Source organism: Palleniella muris, from assembly GCF_004792655.1.
Taxonomy (GTDB): Bacteria; Bacteroidota; Bacteroidia; order Bacteroidales; family Bacteroidaceae; genus Prevotella; species Prevotella muris_A.
In genome coordinates, this window is sequence record NZ_SRZC01000002.1 from 102,948 (window position 1) to 122,172 (window position 19,225).

The 19,225-nt window shown below is 49.6% G+C and carries 17 protein-coding genes and 1 pseudogene; 7 read left to right on the forward strand and 11 right to left on the reverse strand.

Translation table 11 applies throughout. The features are described from left to right. Nucleotides 1–3: 3 nt before the first annotated feature. The 5 genes from E5358_RS01485 to E5358_RS01505 form a co-directional block, all read right to left on the reverse strand. Nucleotides 4–1,374, reverse strand: coding sequence for an alpha/beta hydrolase family protein (locus tag E5358_RS01485; protein ID WP_135938601.1), 1,371 nt, complete (start codon nt 1,372–1,374; stop codon nt 4–6). Between the two features lie 136 nt (nt 1,375–1,510). Beyond that, on the reverse strand, nt 1,511–2,482 hold the full coding sequence (gene rsgA, locus E5358_RS01490; RefSeq protein WP_135938602.1) for a ribosome small subunit-dependent GTPase A: 972 nt from the start codon (nt 2,480–2,482) through the stop codon (nt 1,511–1,513). After that, complete coding sequence (frr, locus tag E5358_RS01495; RefSeq protein ID WP_135938603.1) at nt 2,482–3,042, reverse strand: ribosome recycling factor; 561 nt, start codon at nt 3,040–3,042, stop codon at nt 2,482–2,484. Before frr ends, rsgA begins: the two co-directional genes overlap by 1 nt. Nucleotides 3,043–3,063: 21 nt before the next feature. Next, nucleotides 3,064–3,423 (reverse strand): preprotein translocase subunit SecG, encoded by a 360-nt coding sequence (secG, locus tag E5358_RS01500; RefSeq protein ID WP_135938604.1) that lies wholly within the window; start codon nt 3,421–3,423, stop codon nt 3,064–3,066. A 3-nt stretch (nt 3,424–3,426) separates the two neighbouring features. Then, on the reverse strand, nt 3,427–4,221 hold the full coding sequence (locus E5358_RS01505) for a tetratricopeptide repeat protein (protein WP_135938605.1): 795 nt from the start codon (nt 4,219–4,221) through the stop codon (nt 3,427–3,429). Nucleotides 4,222–4,413: 192 nt separating this feature from the next. On the opposite strand from E5358_RS01505, the gene E5358_RS01510 reads away from it, so the two are divergent. Beyond that, nucleotides 4,414–5,706, forward strand: a complete 1,293-nt coding sequence (locus E5358_RS01510) for an MFS transporter (RefSeq protein ID WP_277821120.1) — start codon at nt 4,414–4,416, stop codon at nt 5,704–5,706. A gap of 120 nt (nt 5,707–5,826) precedes the next feature. Further along, nucleotides 5,827–6,021 (forward strand): annotated as a pseudogene (locus E5358_RS01515) (IS982 family transposase); the annotation flags it as partial. 462 nt (nt 6,022–6,483) lie between these two features. Here E5358_RS01515 and prmA read toward each other — a convergent pair. Further along, entirely contained in the window at nt 6,484–7,350 is an 867-nt protein-coding gene (gene prmA / locus E5358_RS01520) for a 50S ribosomal protein L11 methyltransferase (RefSeq protein ID WP_135938606.1), read from the reverse strand. 169 nt (nt 7,351–7,519) lie between these two features. Between prmA and E5358_RS01525 the strand changes: the two genes are divergently transcribed. From E5358_RS01525 to E5358_RS01545, 5 genes are all read left to right on the forward strand, one after another. After that, a complete protein-coding gene (locus E5358_RS01525; RefSeq protein WP_135938607.1) occupies nt 7,520–8,521 on the forward strand; it encodes a Slp family lipoprotein in 1,002 nt (333 codons plus the stop codon). 54 nt (nt 8,522–8,575) lie between these two features. Next, nucleotides 8,576–10,174, forward strand: coding sequence for an OmpP1/FadL family transporter (locus tag E5358_RS01530; RefSeq protein WP_135938608.1), 1,599 nt, complete (start codon nt 8,576–8,578; stop codon nt 10,172–10,174). Nucleotides 10,175–10,399: 225 nt separating this feature from the next. Next, nucleotides 10,400–11,008, forward strand: coding sequence for a recombination mediator RecR (recR, locus tag E5358_RS01535; protein ID WP_135938609.1), 609 nt, complete (start codon nt 10,400–10,402; stop codon nt 11,006–11,008). After that, complete coding sequence (locus E5358_RS01540) at nt 11,005–11,418, forward strand: hypothetical protein (protein WP_135938610.1); 414 nt, start codon at nt 11,005–11,007, stop codon at nt 11,416–11,418. The genes recR and E5358_RS01540 overlap by 4 nt, the downstream gene beginning before the upstream one ends. Continuing rightward, nucleotides 11,400–11,912, forward strand: a complete 513-nt coding sequence (locus E5358_RS01545) for a GNAT family N-acetyltransferase (RefSeq protein WP_135938611.1) — start codon at nt 11,400–11,402, stop codon at nt 11,910–11,912. The genes E5358_RS01540 and E5358_RS01545 overlap by 19 nt, the downstream gene beginning before the upstream one ends. A gap of 153 nt (nt 11,913–12,065) precedes the next feature. On the opposite strand, the gene E5358_RS01550 is transcribed toward E5358_RS01545, so the two are convergent. From E5358_RS01550 to dxs, 5 genes are all read right to left on the reverse strand, one after another. Beyond that, nucleotides 12,066–13,079 (reverse strand): PTS sugar transporter subunit IIC, encoded by a 1,014-nt coding sequence (locus E5358_RS01550; RefSeq protein WP_135938612.1) that lies wholly within the window; start codon nt 13,077–13,079, stop codon nt 12,066–12,068. Between the two features lie 114 nt (nt 13,080–13,193). Continuing rightward, nucleotides 13,194–14,252: an aspartate-semialdehyde dehydrogenase gene (locus tag E5358_RS01555; RefSeq protein ID WP_135938613.1), complete on the reverse strand. Its 1,059-nt coding sequence runs from the start codon at nt 14,250–14,252 to the stop codon at nt 13,194–13,196. Between the two features lie 32 nt (nt 14,253–14,284). Continuing rightward, a complete protein-coding gene (locus E5358_RS01560) occupies nt 14,285–15,748 on the reverse strand; it encodes a TrkH family potassium uptake protein (RefSeq protein ID WP_135938614.1) in 1,464 nt (487 codons plus the stop codon). A gap of 159 nt (nt 15,749–15,907) precedes the next feature. After that, on the reverse strand, nt 15,908–17,251 hold the full coding sequence (gene trkA / locus E5358_RS01565; protein WP_135938615.1) for a Trk system potassium transporter TrkA: 1,344 nt from the start codon (nt 17,249–17,251) through the stop codon (nt 15,908–15,910). Between the two features lie 16 nt (nt 17,252–17,267). Then, the gene (gene dxs / locus E5358_RS01570; RefSeq protein WP_135938616.1) at nt 17,268–19,211 is read right to left on the reverse strand and encodes a 1-deoxy-D-xylulose-5-phosphate synthase; all 1,944 of its coding nucleotides are present in this window, start codon (nt 19,209–19,211) and stop codon (nt 17,268–17,270) included. Nucleotides 19,212–19,225: the final 14 nt, after the last annotated feature.

Here is a 19,225-nt window from a genome sequence, read left to right on the forward strand (position 1 = left end):
TAATTATTTTTTCAGGGAATTTATCCAGTTAGCAATGTCGTTAAGCACCTCTTCCGAGATTGTCTCTTCTATTTTCCCGTATTCGGAGACAGCCCCTGTTGTGGCATGTTGGAAAAGATGGTTGAGTCCGTGATACTCTTTCACGACATTATGCTTGCCTTTCGGGAGCAGTCTCTTTATCTCCGGCAGGTTGTCCTTTGACAGAACCTGCATGTCAAGGTCACCGTTGAGAGCAAGAACCGGGCATGAAATCCGTCGGATGTCTTCTGCCGGATTGTAGGAAACGAAATGGGTCATCCATGCATTGTCCATTTTCATAATTGTCAGAAGATTCTTTTTCGCACCTTCCGGAAGAGAGAAACCATTGTCACTAAGGAATTTCTCCAATATGTTTTCCGGCGATTCTTGCTTCTTTCCGTCACGCTTCCGACCGTATATCATCTCCAATGCAGCGCAATAAGCTGCCACTTCCGCCTCCGACAAACCTGCGCCGGCAAATGCTGCGCGGTTCTGTTCGATGATGATTTTATCGCCTCTGAGTGCTGTTCCTGCAAGACAGACAATGAAATCAGCCGTTTTTTCTGCACCGAGGATAAACGCTATCGTGCCACCCTCGCTATGTCCGAGCACACCGATTTTGCCGAACTCTTTCATTGAGCGCAGGTAATCAAGACCCGCTTTGGCATCGTTCTTGAATGTTTCCGTAGTCGCATTCTTAGAATCTCCTGTCGATTTGCCGAATCCACGGTCATCATATCGCAATGAGGCGATACCGTTACGCGCAAGGAAATCCGCTATGACAAGGAACGGCTTATGGCCGAAAGCCTCCTCATTCCTGTCCTGCAGACCGCTGCCGGTGACCATCAGCACGACAGGGATGGAGTTCTTTTGCTTTGTCCGGTCATATCCGACAGGATAAGTCAGCGTACCTGAGAATACCGCTCCGTCAGCATTATTCATGAATTCCACATCTTTTGTCGCATAAGGATACGGCGGAACCGGTGTCTGTGGGCGGTTCAGCTTAACAGTCCCTTGCTTCAGTGACAAAGAGAATTTGTACGTTCCCTGTGTGAAAACACCTTTTATTGTGCCGTTGCCAAGATGTCCTCTGTACAAGACACCAAGAGAAGGCACGGACACAGCCAATGAATCAGCAGAGAGGTATTCCACTTCTGCCTTTATATCCTTTGCCCCTTGGTCGGGACTGTCCATTGTGCAAACAGGCTTTTCACCTTCCTTTTGGATGTTGAAGACAATATTCAGTTTTGTCATGCCCAAGCTAAGTTTGCCTTTCCAAGAGCCGGAAATCTCTTGTCCGCTAATGGATTGTGGCATAAGGCATGCAAGACAGATGAATGGGATTATTCTTTTCATTGGCGAGAATGGGGTTGATTGCTGTTGTTTTGGTTAAGGGTGGCAGGATGAATCATGATGCAACATGTTGTCTCATGATAGAACATGATACCCTCATGATAAACCATGATTCATCATGATGTAAGAAAAAATCCCATCAGAACGCCTCGCGATACTTTCCGTCCTCCTTATCATTGAGCATGCTAAGGTAGGAATTGTACCTGCTTTCAGAGATGTAATGCTCCTCCAAAGCCTTTCTGACGGCACATCCCGGCTCATGAGTATGTGTGCAGTTGTTGAAGCGGCAGTCCTTGGAAAAGTGGAAAATCTCCTTGAAATACGAGCAAATCTCTTCCGGTTCCATGTCGAAAGTGCCGAAACCTTTGATTCCCGGAGTATCAATCAGCCATCCTCCCCCATCAGGAAGAGGAAGCATTTCCGAGAAAGTCGTGGTGTGCATGCCGGTGTTATGGGCATCGGAAATCTCCGCTGTCCGCAGATTGACTCCAGGCAGCAAAGCATTGAGAATTGTCGATTTCCCCACTCCACTGTTACCGCTGAAGAGTGTAACCTTGTCTTTCAGCAATGCCGACAGTTCGTTTATGTCCTCGTTCTGCAGGGCTGAGAGGGCAAGACACTTGTATCCTACTGTCTCGTACAGTGTCATCATCATCTCCTGATAATGCAGTTCGTCCTCCGAAAGCAAGTCTCGCTTGTTGAAAGCAAGGATCACCGGCACGGAATAAGCCTCTGCCGAGGCAAGGAAACGGTCAATGAACGTTGTGCTGGTCTGTGGATGGTTTATCGTGACGACAAGCACAGCCTGGTCAACATTGGCAGCAAGAATATGGCTTGCCTTGGAGAGATTCTGCGACTTGCGTATGATATAGTTCCTCCGGTCGGCAATCTCCGTGATGAAAGCCGTCATGTCCCCTGTTGAATGTGTCTTGTCCGCAATAGTGTTCTGTGTAGGTTCGGTGATTGTCACACGGTCACCGACAGCCACAGGATTGGTGCTGCGGATGCCTTTCAGCCGGAAACTGCCCTTTATTTTACAGTCCACGGTGCTCCCCTCATCGGTGAGCACCGTGTACCAGTATCCTGTATTTTTAATTACGAGTCCTTGCATCAGACAGTCATTATTTCCTGATTCTTCTCGGCAAGGATGTCCTCTATCTTCTTGACATACTTGTCGTGCAGTTTCTGCAGTTTCTCTTCCGCATCCTTCTGTTCGTCCTCAGCGAGTCCGTCCTTCACAGCCTTCTTGAAGGTCTCCTTGTATTCGGCACGAGCCTTGCGTACAGAGACTTTCGCCTTCTCACCAATGCCGTTGCACTGCTTTGCCAGTTCGCGGCGGCGTTCCTCTGTCGGAACAGGGATGCAGAGGCGTACTATCTCACCATTATTGTCCGGAGTGATGCCGAGCGTAGAGTTCACGATGGCTTTCTCGATTTCGCGGATAGCCTTCTTGTCCCATGGGCGGATAGCGATTGTGCGCGGGTCAGGAGTTGAGATGTTTGCTATTTGATTGAGAGGCACCATGGAACCATAGGATTCCACTCTGATACCGTCAACAAGAGCAGTGTTTGCCCTTCCGGCACGGACATGTAATAATTGTTCGGAGAGGAATGTGCATGCCATTTCCATCTCTTCCTCAGCTTTCCTGAGGGTCTCTTTTACATCAATCATAGTATTATGTTTTGGGGTTGGTTACTTTGCCTTTTCCGGTGCGGCAGGTGCAGGTGCAGCCTGCTTTGTCTGGCTTGCGCCGAAGCCCGGCAGGTTGTTAGGGTTTGTTGTCTGCTGCTCTGTAGCGGCTTTCTCTATGACACTCTCCTCTGTAACTGCCTTTGGAGCGACGTATGCGCAGAAAACGCTCAGCACTACCATTGCGGCAGCGAGTCCCCATGTTGTCTTCTCGATGAAGTCAGTTGTCTTGCGGACGCCAAGCATGGCATTGCCGCTTGAGAATCCTGTTGAAAGACCGCCACCCTTAGACTCCTGGATGAGCACGATGCCAATCATGAAAAGTGCTACAATGACGATAAGAATTACGAATAATGTGTACATTGGTTATTTTGTTTTTTTGTTATTATTATTCACTATCAGTTTCTCAAGGAAACGTATCTGGTCTGCAAAGTAAGCATTTTTTTTCGGATTTTCCAAATTTAAACGCTTAATAATCTCTAATGCCTGTGAATATCTTCGCTGATGCACGTATATTTGTGCCATTGTCTCCGTGTAGATAGTCACTTGCGGCGGTGTGTCGTCCTGAGACGGCGGGACATAACCACGCGGTTCTTCCGTGCTTTCCTCATCACGGAAGTCCGGCAGTGTGAACGGATTCCTCTCATGCGAGATGAAGTCGTCGATAAGGCTCTGCCCCTTCATCTGCGGAGCTTCCACCTCCGGTTCGTCCTCTGCCAACATGCTGCTTTCCAGAAGATACGCCACATAGTCCACCGTAGCGTCCGCCGGAGTAGGCTTCCTTCGTGTGGCAGGCTTCTCTTCCTGTTTCTCCTCAGGCAAGGAGTCAAGGAAGTTGTCTATAAGTTCCGATGTCCTGCTTACGGCATTTCCACCGTCCTTGCGTGCCGTTTTCTTTTGTTCGGCATCAGGACCTTCAGGTTTCCGCAACTTGTAATGCGCCGCTTCGACAAGCTGGAACAGCACTTTCCTGTCAGTGATGTACACCGAAGCCTTCCTCAGTTCCTCATCGAACGTGGCGTCATGCAGCAGGTAGAGGTTCCGGAGCATCAGCAGTCTGGCAGTCTGGTGGTACGGATACAGTGCTATGAGACTCCTCAGGTCATAAAGAGTCTCACGGTCCATCCTTTCAGGGTGTTGTATCAGTTCTGTCAGATTCATTCGTTGCGGAATAGTCGTTAAGGAGTGCAAAGTTACGAAAAAAAAGGCAAACACAGTGCTCTTTATTTAGAAATGTGTGCCAAAGGTCTTTTTTTTCTGTCAAGATGCCGAAATTTAGTAGTTTTTTCGTATCTTTGCAATAATATTTTCATGAAGTATTCCATATTTCAGAACAAATCCGACACCAACAGAATGAACTTGAAATCTTCCCCATGGGCATGGGTGCCCTCACTTTATTTCGCCGAAGGACTGCCTTATGTGGCAGTAATGACCATATCGCTCATACTCTACAAGCAGCTTGGCCTGAGCAATGCTGACATCACTTTCTACACCTCGTGGCTTTACCTGCCATGGGTGATAAAGCCTCTTTGGAGTCCTTTCGTGGACATAATCAAGAGCAAACGCTGGTGGATAACTGCCATGCAGCTGCTCATCGGCGCGGCATTCGGCGGCATAGCATTCACCATTCCGACATCAATATGGCTTCAGGGAACGCTCTGCTTTTTCTGGCTTATGGCATTCTCAAGCGCCACACATGACATTGCAGCCGACGGATTCTACATGCTCGGACTGGACCAGCACGACCAGGCCTGCTTTGTAGGCATACGCTCGACTTTCTACCGCCTTGCTATGATTATGGGACAAGGCTTCCTGGTGATGATAGCAGGCAATCTGCAGGTGGTGTTCCGAGGGAGCATAGCTTTCTCGTGGAGCCTCACTTTCTATGGGCTTCTCGGACTGTTTGTAGCTTTTTGGCTATGGCATAACTACATACTGCCGCGCCCGAAGGAAGACGATGAGCGCGGCATGTCAGGCGAGAAAGGCACACTGAGCATAAAGGCGATGTTCGCAGAGCTTGGCGAGACCGTCATCTCGTTCTTCAAGAAGCCGCAGGTGGTGGCGGGAATACTGTTCATGCTGCTCTACCGCATGCCTGAAGGACTGCTTGTGAAGGTGTCGTCGCTGTTCCTTCTTGACCCGCAAAGTGCCGGCGGACTGGGACTTTCGCCCATGGAATACGGACTTGTGCAGGGCACGGTGGGCGTTGTCGGGCTGACCATCGGCGGCATAATCGGCGGCATCTGTGCAGGAAAGGACGGTCTGAAACGGTGGCTGTGGCCTATGGTGTGCGCCATAACGCTGCCGGATGCAGTATACATATACCTCAGCTATGCCCTGCCCTCCTCTCTCTTCATCGTCAACCTTTGCGTCTTCGTGGAACAGTTCGGCTATGGCTTCGGATTCACAGCGTATATGCTCTACCTTATTTATTATAGCCAAGGGAAATACAAGACCTCCCACTATGCCTTGTGCACAGCCTTCATGGCTCTCTCGATGATGATTCCGGGCTTGTATGCCGGCGCACTGCAGGAGTTGGTAGGCTACCGCAATTTCTTCATAATCGTCATGTGCACCTGTGCCGTCACGTTCCTTGTCACCGCTCTGCTGAAGATAGACCCAAAGTTCGGAAAGAAGGAGAAATAATGGCTGTCCTCATTTTTTTCATAGGACATACAAAGCAAAAACAGCCATAATTCTCAAACAATCGAACATTCAGCCCCTACCGCGTAGCGGTTTAAGAAAGTAGCCGTGGGTCGCAACCCACGGAATATGTATGTCATCGAATGCATCAATGACCTGCTGAAGAACAAGGCGGAGATTGTACATTCAAGGCACAGGTCTGTGCACAACTTCATAATGAACATCTGCTCCGCACTGACAGCATACTGCTTCTTTGACAACAAGCCAGAGGCTATGCCCGTGCATGTGGAGAAATCAAGGCAGATGGAGCTATTTTAAATGATTGCTTATCCCGAACTCGCGTATTTTACAGCAAAGCAATTAAAAAACTCACGCGCTTTCGTGGAGAATAATTTCCGTTATTTTTCACATTCCAAGTCTATTGCAAAACAAATGTTAAAAACATCAGATTACTACGTTTTTTGTTCTGCATTTTAGAAGGATTATCATCGAAAAAGTGTAGGGTTTGCTTGTTTTTATCATCGAAAAAAATGTAAGTTTGCAAAACAAAATAAAAATCATGAGCTATGAAAAGACAGATTTACAAACAGTTAACGGACTGAAAAGCAAGCAAAAGCAGAAAACCACTGATATCTGTCTTTCCATGAATGGCTATGTTGAGCAAAAACATTCCACTATATGCAGTGGGCACAATGTAGGTTGAAAAAAAGCATTAATGAACAAAAGAAGCACCCGAAGGCAGACCGGCACATAACCAGGCAAGCCTTCGGGCGTTTTTCACTATCTGCCGAGAACAAGCATTGTCCAGTCGTTCGTGACGCAGCGTTCCACCTCGTGAAGCCCCAATTCATCAGCCTTTTCAAGGAGCATCGGGACATCCTCCTCGTAGAAACCGCTGAGAATCACCGTGCCACCCATGTTCAGTGTCTCCACAATCGCAGGCAGGTCGGCAAGGAGGATGTTACGGTTGATGTTCGCCACGATGACATCAAAGACCCCGTCGACATGGCTCAGCACGGAGACATCGCCAAGAAGAATCTCGTCGATGGTAACATTGTTGAGCGCAGCATTATGGTGTGTGTTGTCCACACTCCATTCGTCTATGTCGTAAGCCGTCACATGCTCCGCCCCGCAACACTTTGCCACAATGGACAGAATGCCCGTGCCGCATCCGCAGTCGAGGACGCGCTTGCCGGCGAAGTCAAACTGCAGGAGCTTCCCTACAATCATCTTCGTTGTCTCGTGGGCACCGTTGCCGAACGCCATCTTTTGGTCTATGGCGATTGAAATGGGAGCCTCCGTGGCGAGAGTCTCCGCCTCCGGGCTTGCAGCGTCATAGATGACGCACTCGCTGCCGACACGTATAGGGTCAAAAACTTCCTTCTCGTAGGTCTCGTTCCAGTTCTGGGACTCCACCTCCTCGGTATGGAAACTGATGGCTGCCGTCTCTATCGGGAAATCGAGAATATGCGCGAGGGTATGCTCCTCACTGTAGTACTGCGTCTGGATATAGCCATCAATGCCATCGTCCGTATCTACAAACGACTCATAACCGGCCTCACAAACACTGTCGGCAAGAAGCTCGCGACACACCTGCATCAGTTCCTCTGACACCTCTATCTTAAAGTGGGTTACGCTGTAATCCATAATTCTAATGTAGACTATTTGTTAAAATACTGTGCAAAATTATAAAAAATAGGGGAAATCCCCATACGTTTTAGGAAAATTCCGTATATTTGCATAGTTATTTTTCCATAATTTTGCGTCAGGAAACAGATAATGATGCTTACAGATTAACGATGAAAGGATGAACAATATGAAAAAGACAATCTTTACAACACTCGCCGCAATGCTCCTGCCACTCACAATGACGGCGCAGGATGACATGTATTTCACACCGACAAAAGCCGAGGTGAAGGCTGCAAAGGAAGCTCGCAAGAAGGAGCGTGAGGCGGAGATTGCACGCAGAAAGGCGTATGAGCAAGCTCGCGGGGTATACTATAGCGGACTGAACAAGACCGATGACGAGTACAACCGTCGCGTAAGCCACAAGGATTTCAAGCCGGTAGCCCTCAATGACACTATCCTTGCAAGCACGGACTCCATAGCAAGTGACATCATAGAGTTCCCTGCCGGCAACGCTTCGCGCATGGAAAAGGGTGTCTACCCTACCGAAGACGAGGCACGTGTGGACACTGTTTATAAATACATCGTCATGGACGATGACGACTACCGTTATTCCCGACTGCTCTCACGCTATGACGATTTCTATTTCTGGCATGCCTTCCACGACCCGTTCTACAACCCATGGTACTACAATCCTTGGTACTACGGACCGCGCTGGAGCTACAACTACTATGCTTGGAGCGGCTGGTATGACCCGTGGTATGGTCCGGGCTGGGACTGGTACGACCCATGGTATCATCCGTGGCACAACATGGGATGGGTGATTCCTGTCTATCCGAGCTACAGACCGGCAGGCAACGCGCCTACAAGATATGCCGGAGTGCACCGCCGTGGCACACTGAACACTGCACGCGGCCATAACAGGAACTCAAGCTATGCTGTGGCAAACAGGAACGGTGACAGGACAGGAAGATACCATTTCAACCGCAACACGTCAGGAAGGTATGACAACAATTCCTTCAACAACCGCAACAACTGGAACAACAATAACAACCGTCCGGCAAACCGACCGACTTATTCAAACGGCAACATGGGAGGCGGTTCTCATGGCAGCAGCATCGGAGGCGGCAGCCATAGCGGCGGTTCACGCAGTGCCGGAGGCTTCGGAGGACGTGGCGGAGGACGCCGATAATGGCATTGGCTTCCTAAAACATTATAAAAAGAACAATATAAAAAGGACAGATATATGAAGAAAATCATTACAATGGCAGCTATGGCAGTGACTCTCTCTACAGCTGCACAGGACACATACCAGAGCGCACAGTTGGCAGGCGATGACCTCAACGGCACGGCACGCTATGTCGGTATGGGCGGAGCGATGGAAGCACTCGGTGCAGACCTTTCGACTATGGGCACCAACCCTGCCGGCATAGGTATGTTCCGCAAGTCTCAGGCATCTGTCTCCGGAGGTCTGCAGGTGTTCGGAGGTAACTACGAGAGCAACACTCTCAACAGTTATCTTGACGGCAAAAAGACCACAGGCAGCTTTGACCAGATTGGTTTTGTGCTGACAACAAAGGCGGGACATGACTCTTATCTTAACTTCGGATTCAATTTCCACAAGTCAAAGAATTTCAATCAGTTGCTTTCCGCCGCAAATTCCTTGAACGGTGCGTCATTGAACAAAGTGTCGTTCAATAAATGGAAGGATGTAGACACTGACCACGATTTCTACGAGCCAAGCTACTCCACTGTGGATTGGTTGAATGACCAACTGGTGAATCCTTACACTGTTGATGGCGATGACAAATACGTAAGTTCATTCAATTCATATTTTCACGCCAAGGATTTCACACAACATCAGGTGCAGAGTGGCTACATTGGTGACTATGATTTCAACATAAGTGGCAACATTCATAACCGTATTTACCTCGGACTGACCTTCGGAATCAAGGATGTCAACTACGAAAGCCGCAGCCTTTATACAGAGACTCTGCTGTTTGAGAATGACATAGATGAAATGGGAAAAATGTATCTTGATGATTCTCGCAGAATAACAGGTACAGGATTCAATGTCAAGTTCGGTGCCATTGTACGCCCAGTGGATGACTCACCATTCCGCATTGGTGCTTATGTCCACACTCCGACATGGTACAAACTGACGACATCCAACTACACGGAGATGGCAACAGAGGACTTTGAAACAGGCAAAATCACTAGCATTTCGTCAGAAGACCATCTTGATTTCAGACTTAACACGCCTTGGCTCTTCGGTGTTTCATTAGGCCATACGATAGGCAATGTTGCAGCTATCGGCGCAACTTACGAGTACAGCGACTATGGTTCTTTGGACAACCGTGTGATTGATGAGGACTATTATTACGACAGCTGGTATGACGATTATTACTACGGAGGTGACCGCTCTACATCGGACAAAGCCATGAAGCGTAACACAGAGAAGAGCCTTCAGGGAGTGCACACTCTCCGTTTGGGTGCCGAACTAAAGCTATGTCCTGAGGTAGCACTGCGCTTCGGATACAACTATGTCTCTCCGAAATACTCTGAGTTTGGCTGCCGTGACACAGATATTCCTTCACAGGGCGTGGAGTTTGCATCTACAGCAGCATACACAAACTGGAAAGATACTAACCGTTTCACGTGCGGCATAGGGTATGCAAAAGGCCCGTTCTCTATCGATGTGGCTTACAAGTACAGCCAGACAAACGGCGATTTCTACCCATTCTATGACGGAATTGGCAAGGGTGAGTACACCAACAATCCGGGAGCGACAAGCGTAAGTGACAAGCGTCACCAGCTGCTGATGACACTTGGTTTCCGTTTCTAATGCCATATTTAAGAGTTTGATAACTGATTCAGGTTTTGCAAACAGCATATTGCGTGGACAAAAAAAACCGCACCAACGGTGACAACATGGAGCTTTGCCTCAGCATCGAGTGTGAGAACCCTATGCAAAAGAACCGCATTAGCGGTTCATTCTGACGCATGGAGCCACTTGCAAAATCTGAATCGAATATTTTTAATACACACCCCTGAAAACAACAGGAGACTTTTGATAGAACAATATCCATCACAACTGTTGGAGCGCGCCGTGGGCGAGTTCTCCAAACTACCGGGCATCGGTCGCAAGACATCCTTGCGACTGATGCTTCATTTATTGCGTCAGGACAAGGATGCTGCCGAGAACCTTGCCAATGCCGTGGCGCAACTGCGGCGTGAAGTGCGCTATTGCAGCGTCTGTCACAACATTTCCGATACAGAACTGTGCCCTATCTGTGCCAATCCGCAGAGGGACAGGAGTACAATCTGTGTCGTGGAGAACATCCAAGATGTCATGGCGGTGGAGCGCACCGGGCAGTTCCGCGGACTTTACCATGTCCTCGGAGGCATCATCTCGCCAATGGACGGCATCGGACCGAGTGACCTTGAGATAGAAAGCCTTGTGGAACGTGTCAAGGAAGGCGGTGTGGAGGAAGTCATTTTCGCCCTTGCCTCGACAATGGAGGGCGACACAACCAACTTCTACATCTCGCGCAAGCTGCAGCCGTTGGGCGTAAAACTGTCAGTCATCGCACGCGGAATCTCCGTCGGTGACGAACTTGAATACACTGACGAGGTGACCCTCGGACGGTCAATCGTCAACAGAACAGAACTAAAATGAAAGAGACAAGCAGAAAACTTATGATACCATACATCGGCAGCATCATCCTTGCTGCCGGCATGGTTGTGCTCTATGAGACACAAATAATCCTCGAAGGCGGACTCGCCGGCGATGTGCAGGGCGAGTTTCTCACAGCCACCGTTATGGAACTCCTGACCATTTGCTCCATACCGCTCGCATTGCGCCTGTTCAAATTCCGCAAGGTACGTAGCATTATCGAGAAGGAAAAGGAAGACGGACTGTTCCGCATGGCACTCATCCGCATGGCTTTGATATGCCTGCCGATGCTTGTAAACACATTATTATATTATCTTTACATGGCTCCTGCTTTCGGCTATATGGCAATGGTGGGATTCATTTCCATGGCATTCATCACACCAACTGTCAAACGATGCGACTCAGAGCTTTAGAACCGGAGGACCTCGAACTGCTCTACACCATTGAGAATGACCGCTCTTTATGGTGGTTGGGAACACAGACGGCACCGCTGTCAAGGTACCGCCTGAAGGAATACATTGCCACCTGCGAGTCGGATATATATAAAGATGAACAGGTGCGCTTCGTCATCGAGACAGAGACAGGGGACGGACAATCACCGCAAGCGGTAGGACTTATCGACCTTTTCAACTTCTCCGCAAGAAACAACCGTGCGGAATTAGGTGTCGCTATCACAAAATCCGCACAGGGAAAAGGCATCGCTCAGGAAGCAATAAAGGCGGTTATGGCTTACGCCCGCGACATTGCAGGCATTCATCAGATATACGCCATCGTCCCTTCCTCCAACCTTGCGTCAGAGAAAATGCTCCTTAACATTGGTTTTCATCGACAGACGGTGCTTAAGGACTGGCTCATTCACAACAGCAATTATGAAGATGCGCTGCTCATGCAGTGCTTTTTAAGCTGAGATTACTTGTCTTTTGTCCTAAAAGAGAACTCTTTACAAGCAAATAGAGAAAAACGAAACATTTGGCAATCGGGTAGAAAGAAACCACCTAATGACAGTGCTGTCCTTATACCCGATTGCCAAATGTTTCTATAAAGAGAGTTGTATTATTGACTACGCATCAAGTTTCATGTCTCCGGTCTTTATCCAACCAATCCTTTCAAGCAGGCAACGGAAAAGCGGAGCGAGGATTGCCGGCAGGATAAAGGATATGAGCAACAAGCCTGTCCAGTCCATTGCTGTGATGGCAGCCTTGCTTCCTGACGCAACATCTGACACCCATCCGGTGTAGACCCCTATCTGACCGACCAAGCCGCAAGTGCCCATTCCCGATGAAATTGCAGGACCGTTCATCTCAAGGTGGAACAGACAGGTGGCAAGCGGACCTGTCACCGCACCGGCAAGGATTGCAGGCAGCCATATACGAGGGTTCTTCACAATATTGCCCATCTGCAGCATACTTGTGCCGATGCCTTGCGACAGCAGACCGCTCCAGCGGTTTTCCTTGAAACTTGCAAAGGCGAAGCCCACCATCTGCGCACAGCATCCTGCCACGGCAGCACCACCGGCAAGTCCTGTCAGACCGAGAGCTGCGCATATCGCTGCTGAAGAAATCGGCAGCGTAAGGCATATTCCCATGACCACACTGACGACAATTCCCATGACAAACGGCTGCTGCTCGGTAGCCCACATGATAAGTTCACCTATGCTGATTGCGGCACTGCCGATTGCCGGAGCAAGCAGTTGGGACAGTCCGACGCCCACACCTATGGTGACAAGCGGGGTGACAATGATGTCAATCTTTGTCTTCCTTGACACAAGTTTGCCGGCTTCCGTGGCGGCGATTGCCATAAAGAACACTGCCAAAGGTCCTCCGGCACCGCCAAGAGCATTGGCTGCCGCTCCGACAACGGTCATTGAGAACAACACCAACGGTGCTGCCTGCAAAGCGTAAGCTATTGCCACAGCCATGGCAGGACCAGCCATTGATTTTGCGAAATCACCGATTTCAATAAGCCATACAATACCTGCCTGTTGTCCTATGGTGGAGATGATTGTGCCTATAAGCAGTGATGCGAAAAGTCCCTGAGCCATTGCGCCCAAGGCGTCTATAAAATATTTCTTCATCGTTCTATGTTATTAATATGTGCACTACCCTGCGACCTTGGAGGGTAAACGTAACGAAAAGGGGAGCTTTGAACGCTCCCCTTTATTGCGCTGCAACATCATGTTGCCTGTGTTCTACTTTACATTACCCACCTTTATGAGGTACTCTGCAATCTGTACGGCATTGAGAGCCGCACCTTTCTTTATCTGGTCACCTGAAAGCCAGAATGTCAGACCATTGTCGCCGGCAAGGTCTTCACGCACACGACCCACGTAGACATCATCCTTTCCTGCTGTGTAGAGAGGCATTGGGTAAGGCAAGCCTTCCATAGTCTCCTTGCTTGCGTCCGGATTAGCCTTTGCACCAACCTTTGCAATGTCGTCTATGAGTGTCACACCCTCAGCATTGCGGAATGCCTCCTTTGCAGCCTCAACAGAGACAGGCTCCTCGGTCTCAATCCAAACTGCCTCGGAATGCGCGCGGAGAGATGATATGCGGACACACATTGCAGAGCAGCGCGCGTCGGTGTGCATGATTTTCTTTGTCTCGTTGAACATCTTCATCTCCTCCTTGGTGTAACCATTATCCTGGAAAACATCAATCTGAGGGATGACATTGTAAGCCAACTGGTAAGCAAACTTCTCAACCTCCGGCTGCTCGTCGTTGGCAAGCTGCTTGTACTGCTGCTGCAGTTCAGCCATTGCCGCAGCACCGGCACCTGACGCTGACTGGTAAGAAGCGACATGGATGCGCTTGATGTGAGAGAGTTTCTCGATAGGCTGCAGGCAGACAACCATCATGATTGTCGTGCAGTTTGGGTTTGCAATGATGCCACGCGGACGCACAAGAGCATCCTCGGCATTGCACTCCGGCACAACGAGAGGCACGTTCTCATCCATACGGAAAGCAGAAGAGTTGTCAATCATCACCGCACCATACTTGGTGATGTCCTCACAGAATTCCTTTGATGTGCCGGCACCTGCAGAAGTGAAAGCTATATCCACATCCTTGAAATCATCGCCATGCTTCAAGAGCTGCACTTCATATTCCTTTCCACGGAATGTGTACTTTGTGCCCGCAGAGCGTGTAGAGCCAAAGAGCACAAGCTCATCAAGAGGGAAATTCCTTTCGTCAAGAACGCGGAGAAACTCCTGTCCGACAGCGCCGGAAGCGCCAACAATTGCTACTTTCATTTTTCTTTTACCTTAAATTTATATATATTACATTAATTGTTTTTCCAGAACTCCGGTGTGAAGAGTATCAGCACCGTGAATATTTCAAGACGTCCGACAAGCATCAGCACAGAGCAGAACCACTTGCAGGTCATTGGCAACTCCCCCCATGACATTGTCGGACCGATCTCTGTGCCAAGTGTCGGACCTACATTCGACAGGCATGAGAGACACAGCGTAATCGAATTGATGACATCAACGCCTATGGCAGTAAAGTATGTCGCCGCCACAAGGAAGAGCACGAAGTACAGCATCATGAACGCCATCAGGCGGTTGCGCGCCGCATGGGAGATTATCGTATCGTTGACCCTCACCGGAAGCACCGCATTAGGATGCAGAATCTGGCGGAACTCATTGAAGATTGTCTTAATCACTATCACGATGCGGAGACATTTGTTTCCTCCCGCCGTAGAGCCTGCACAACCTCCGATGTACATGCAGATGCCCAAAACTATCCACGTCACATGCGGCCAGCGTGCCGCATCGTCACTGAATAGTCCGGTACTCGTAAGGAACGACACAACCTGGAATATGCCATAACGGAAGGCTGTCCACAGGGAATAATTGTTATAGGTCATCAGATAGTACATGACTATCGCCGTTGCGGCACAGATGACGAACAGATAGAAGCGCAATTCCGTATTCTTGAAGAACTCCTTTATCTTCATCTTCGACACAGCAAGATACAGCAATGTGAAGTTTATGCCGGAAAGGAAGCAGAAGAACGCTCCCGAAAGCTCGATGAACGGTGAGTTGAAGAACTCCGTCGATGAGTTATGTGTGGCAAAACCTCCTGTCGCCGTGGTTGTCATGGCATAGTTGACACTGTCGAAAACAGACATTCCTCCTACATAATAGAAACCCATACATGCCACCGTAAGTATGATGTAAACCATCCAAATGGCATGGGATGTGGTGGAGATTCTCGGATGCAGTTTTGTCTTTATCGGTCCTGTAGCCTCCGCCGAGAACACTTTTATGTTGCCACCACCGCCAACCAGCGAAGGCAGCAGTGCTATGGTGAAGAACACAATACCGAGACCGCCAATCCATTGCGTCATCGTTCTCCAAAAGAGTATGCCATGGGGAAGAACCTCCACATCATCGATAATCGTCGCTCCTGTTGTGGTGAATCCCGATATAGTCTCAAAATAAGCATTCGTAAAATCCGGAATATACCCACCGATATAGAAAGGCAGCATCCCGAAGAATGAGAACACAATCCACGTTGCAGAGACAAGGAAATAGGCATCTTTCCTGCTCATGCTGTTACGCGCCTCTCTGCCATAGGCATGGCATCCTATTCCTGCCAGTGTGGTAATCACTATTGTCCACAGGAAAGACACCGTATCATCCTCGTGATAGAAGACAGACAGCAGCATGCACAACAGCAGGAGCGAAGCCTCCAGCCACAGCAGCGAGCCCATAATCTTTGATATTATTCTCCAGTTAAGCACTTTTTTATTTTTTTTCAGATGCGACATGATGCGTCAAATGATGCCACATGATTAACCACGATGCTACATGATGTATCATGAGACAACATGTTGCAACAAATGAGACAACATGAGACATCGTGTGAAACCATGACAACCCTTTCTGCTCACCACGACTTCTCACGTAAACAGTTTTTCTATCTTGCGCAGATTCACATCATGAGAGAACACCATGACAGAGTCACCCGGCTGAATCTGTGTATTTCCCGACACCAACAATCCGTGTCCGTCACGCAGCAACCCACCGATGGTGATGCCTTTCGGCAGCCCGAGGTCCTTCACAGGCTTTCTTGTGACCTTCGAGTTCTCTGCCACAAGAAACTCAGCCACATCGGCATTCGCTGTCATGAAGAACTTTACGTTTGACACATTGTTGGCAAGGAGCATCTGATAGATATGCCCTGCAGCGATAATCTTCTTGTTGATTATCGTTCCTATGTCAAGGCTTTCCGCCATAGAGATGTAGTCCACATTCTCCACCTGTGCCACAGTCTTGCGCACTCCGCGGCGTTTAGCCGCCAGACAGGCAAGGATGTTCGTCTCCGCATTGCCCGTCAATGCCACAAAAGCCTGCGTATTGGCAATGTTCTCGTCACGAAGGAGCGACATGTCACGACCGTCGCCATGGATAATCATGACATTCCTCTTGTTTATCAGCTCATTCAGACGATAGCAACGTGCCTCGTCACGCTCTATAATCTTGAGGTTCATGTACTCAGGAATGGTATGTGCCACGCGTACCGCTGCCTTGTCACCTCCCATAACCATGACATTCCTCACATCATCATAATCCTCCTTGCCAACTATCTGACGGATATAAGGGATGTACTCCTTTGTGGTCATGAAATAGCAGAGGTCACCATCCTCCACAGTGTCCCAGCCACCCGGGATGACAGTCTCGTTGCCACGCTTTATGGCAACGATGTGATACGGGTCATCAGGTCCGCAAAGGTCTTTCAGAGGAGTATCGAGAATCTGCGAGCAGGTGCGCATCTTTATGGCAAGCAGCACCAGTTCGCCGTCAAAGACATCCCACCGCTGACGCACCCACGACATCTTCAGACCGTTGATAATGTCCCTTGCAGCGAACACTTCAGGGTAAATCATGGAGTCCACGCCCATTTTCGGGAACACATCCGGCAACGTCGGGTCGATATATTCAAAATTATCAATGCGCGCAACTGTCTTCCTTGCACCCAAAGCCTTTGCTATTGCGGCACTCGTGATATTGGTTGTCTCGTCAGGAGTGACGGCGATGTACAAGTCCGACTCTGCCGCTCCTGCATCGGAAAGTGCACGGAGACTTGTCGGCGAAGCCACCATCGTCATGACATCGCAGTTAGCTCCGACATCCGCAAGGCGCTCATTGTCGTCATCAATCAGCGTGCAATCGAAATTCTCTCCTGCCAAAAGCTTTGACAAGTGAACACCCATATCTCCGGCACCGGCTATAATAAGTTTCATATTTCGTCCTTGTTTGTCATTTATTTGCACAACTCGCATCGCAGCCTTTCACAGCTGAGCGGATGGATTCCTTGTCAAGTCCGACAATTTCCCTCAATTCATTTACCGTTCCATGCTCCACAAAATAGTCAGGAAGCCCGAGACGCGTGACAGGAATCATCTTGCCATGGTCCTGCAGCCACTCACACACAGCGGAACCAAGACCGCCATTGCGTGTGCCGTCCTCCACGGTCACGATACGCTCATATCGCTCCGAAACCTCATGAAGAATGTCCTCATCAAGAGGTTTGAGGAAGCGCATGTCATAATGTGCTGCATTTTCTTCCCTTGCCACCTCACCGGCATCGACGCCAAGCGGTCCGATTGTGAGTACTGCCGTGCGCTTTCCCTCGCACATGAGCCTGCCCTTTCCCACCGGCAGTTCACGCATCGGGCATTTCCAGTCCGGCTGTGAACCGCATCCGCGAGGATAGCGGATGACCCATGTACCCATGTCCGGCAGCTGTGCAGTATACATCATGTGGCGCAACTCATGCTCATCCATTGGCGAGCAGATAGTCAGATTAGGCACAGGGCGCAACGCTGCCATGTCAAAAGCGCCATGGTGCGTAGGTCCGTCCTCACCGACAAGTCCTGCCCTGTCAAAGCAAAGGACGACAGGAAGGCGCATTGTCGCCACATCATGTATGATGTTGTCATACGCTCTCTGTGCGAAAGCGGAATATATGTTGCAGAAAGGTTGCAGCCCGTCCTTAGCCATTCCTCCCGAGAAAGTCACGGCATGACCTTCGGCGATTCCCACATCAAAGGTGCGTGAAGGCATCTTCTCCATCATGATGTTCATGGAGCAGCCTGTCGGCATGGCAGGGGTGACACCGACAATCTTAGGGTTCTGCCTGGCGAGTTCAAGCAATGTCTCACCGAAAACAGTCTGAAACTTAGGAGGTTTCTGAGACTTTTCATTCTCTCCCTCTTGTCCTTCCACCTCACGCCGCTTGCCTGTCTCCGGGTCAAAGACTCCCGGTGCGTGCCAGATTGTCGGCATTTCCTCGGCAGGCTTGTAGCCATGCCCCTTCACAGTGTGCAGATGCAGGAGCTTAGGGCCTTTCATGTCCTTCAGCAAACGCATGACACGCACTGTCTCGATGACATTGTTGCCGTCCACCGGACCGAAATAGCGGATGTTCATCCCCTCAAAAATGTTCTGCTGCTGTGACAGTGCAGACTTGAAAGCGTTGCTCAAACGTATGATTGTCTTCTTGCGCTTCTCGTCCATCCAGCCGTGTGCTCCCATCCAACCGGCAAACTTCATGCGGAAGGTGTTGTACCTTTGGTTGGTGTTCAGATTCAGAAGATACTGCTTCATGCCACCGACGGAACGGTCGATGGACATGTTGTTGTCATTCAGGATGATAAGCAGGTCGTTGGGTGACGAAGAGACATTGTTCAGTCCTTCAAAAGCCAGACCGCCGGACATTGCTCCGTCGCCTATGACTGCCACGACATGGCGCATCATTCCGTTATCTTTTTTCTTGCCGTCCTTCACCGTTTCGTCCTTTGAGAGACGCGCAGCCACCGCCATACCGAGAGCTGCGGAGATGCTGTTTGAGGCATGTCCGCAGGTGAAGGTGTCGTACTCCGACTCCTCCGGTGACGGGAAAGGCTTCAGTCCGTGGAGCTTTCGGTTTGTCTTGAAGGCTTCACGGCGTCCGGTGAGTATCTTATGCGGATAAGCCTGGTGACCGACATCCCAGACAATCCTGTCCTCCGGAGTGTCGAAGACATAGTGGAGAGCCACCGTAAGTTCCAGAGCTCCAAGGCTTGAGGCGAAATGTCCGGGGTTGACAGCACAGTCGTTGACAACCTCACGGCGCAGCTCATCGCACAGAAGCGGCAGCTCCTCCACCCTGAGACGGCGGAGGTCTTCCGGAGTATTAATCTTATCAAGTAATTGAGACATTTCTCCTTTATTCC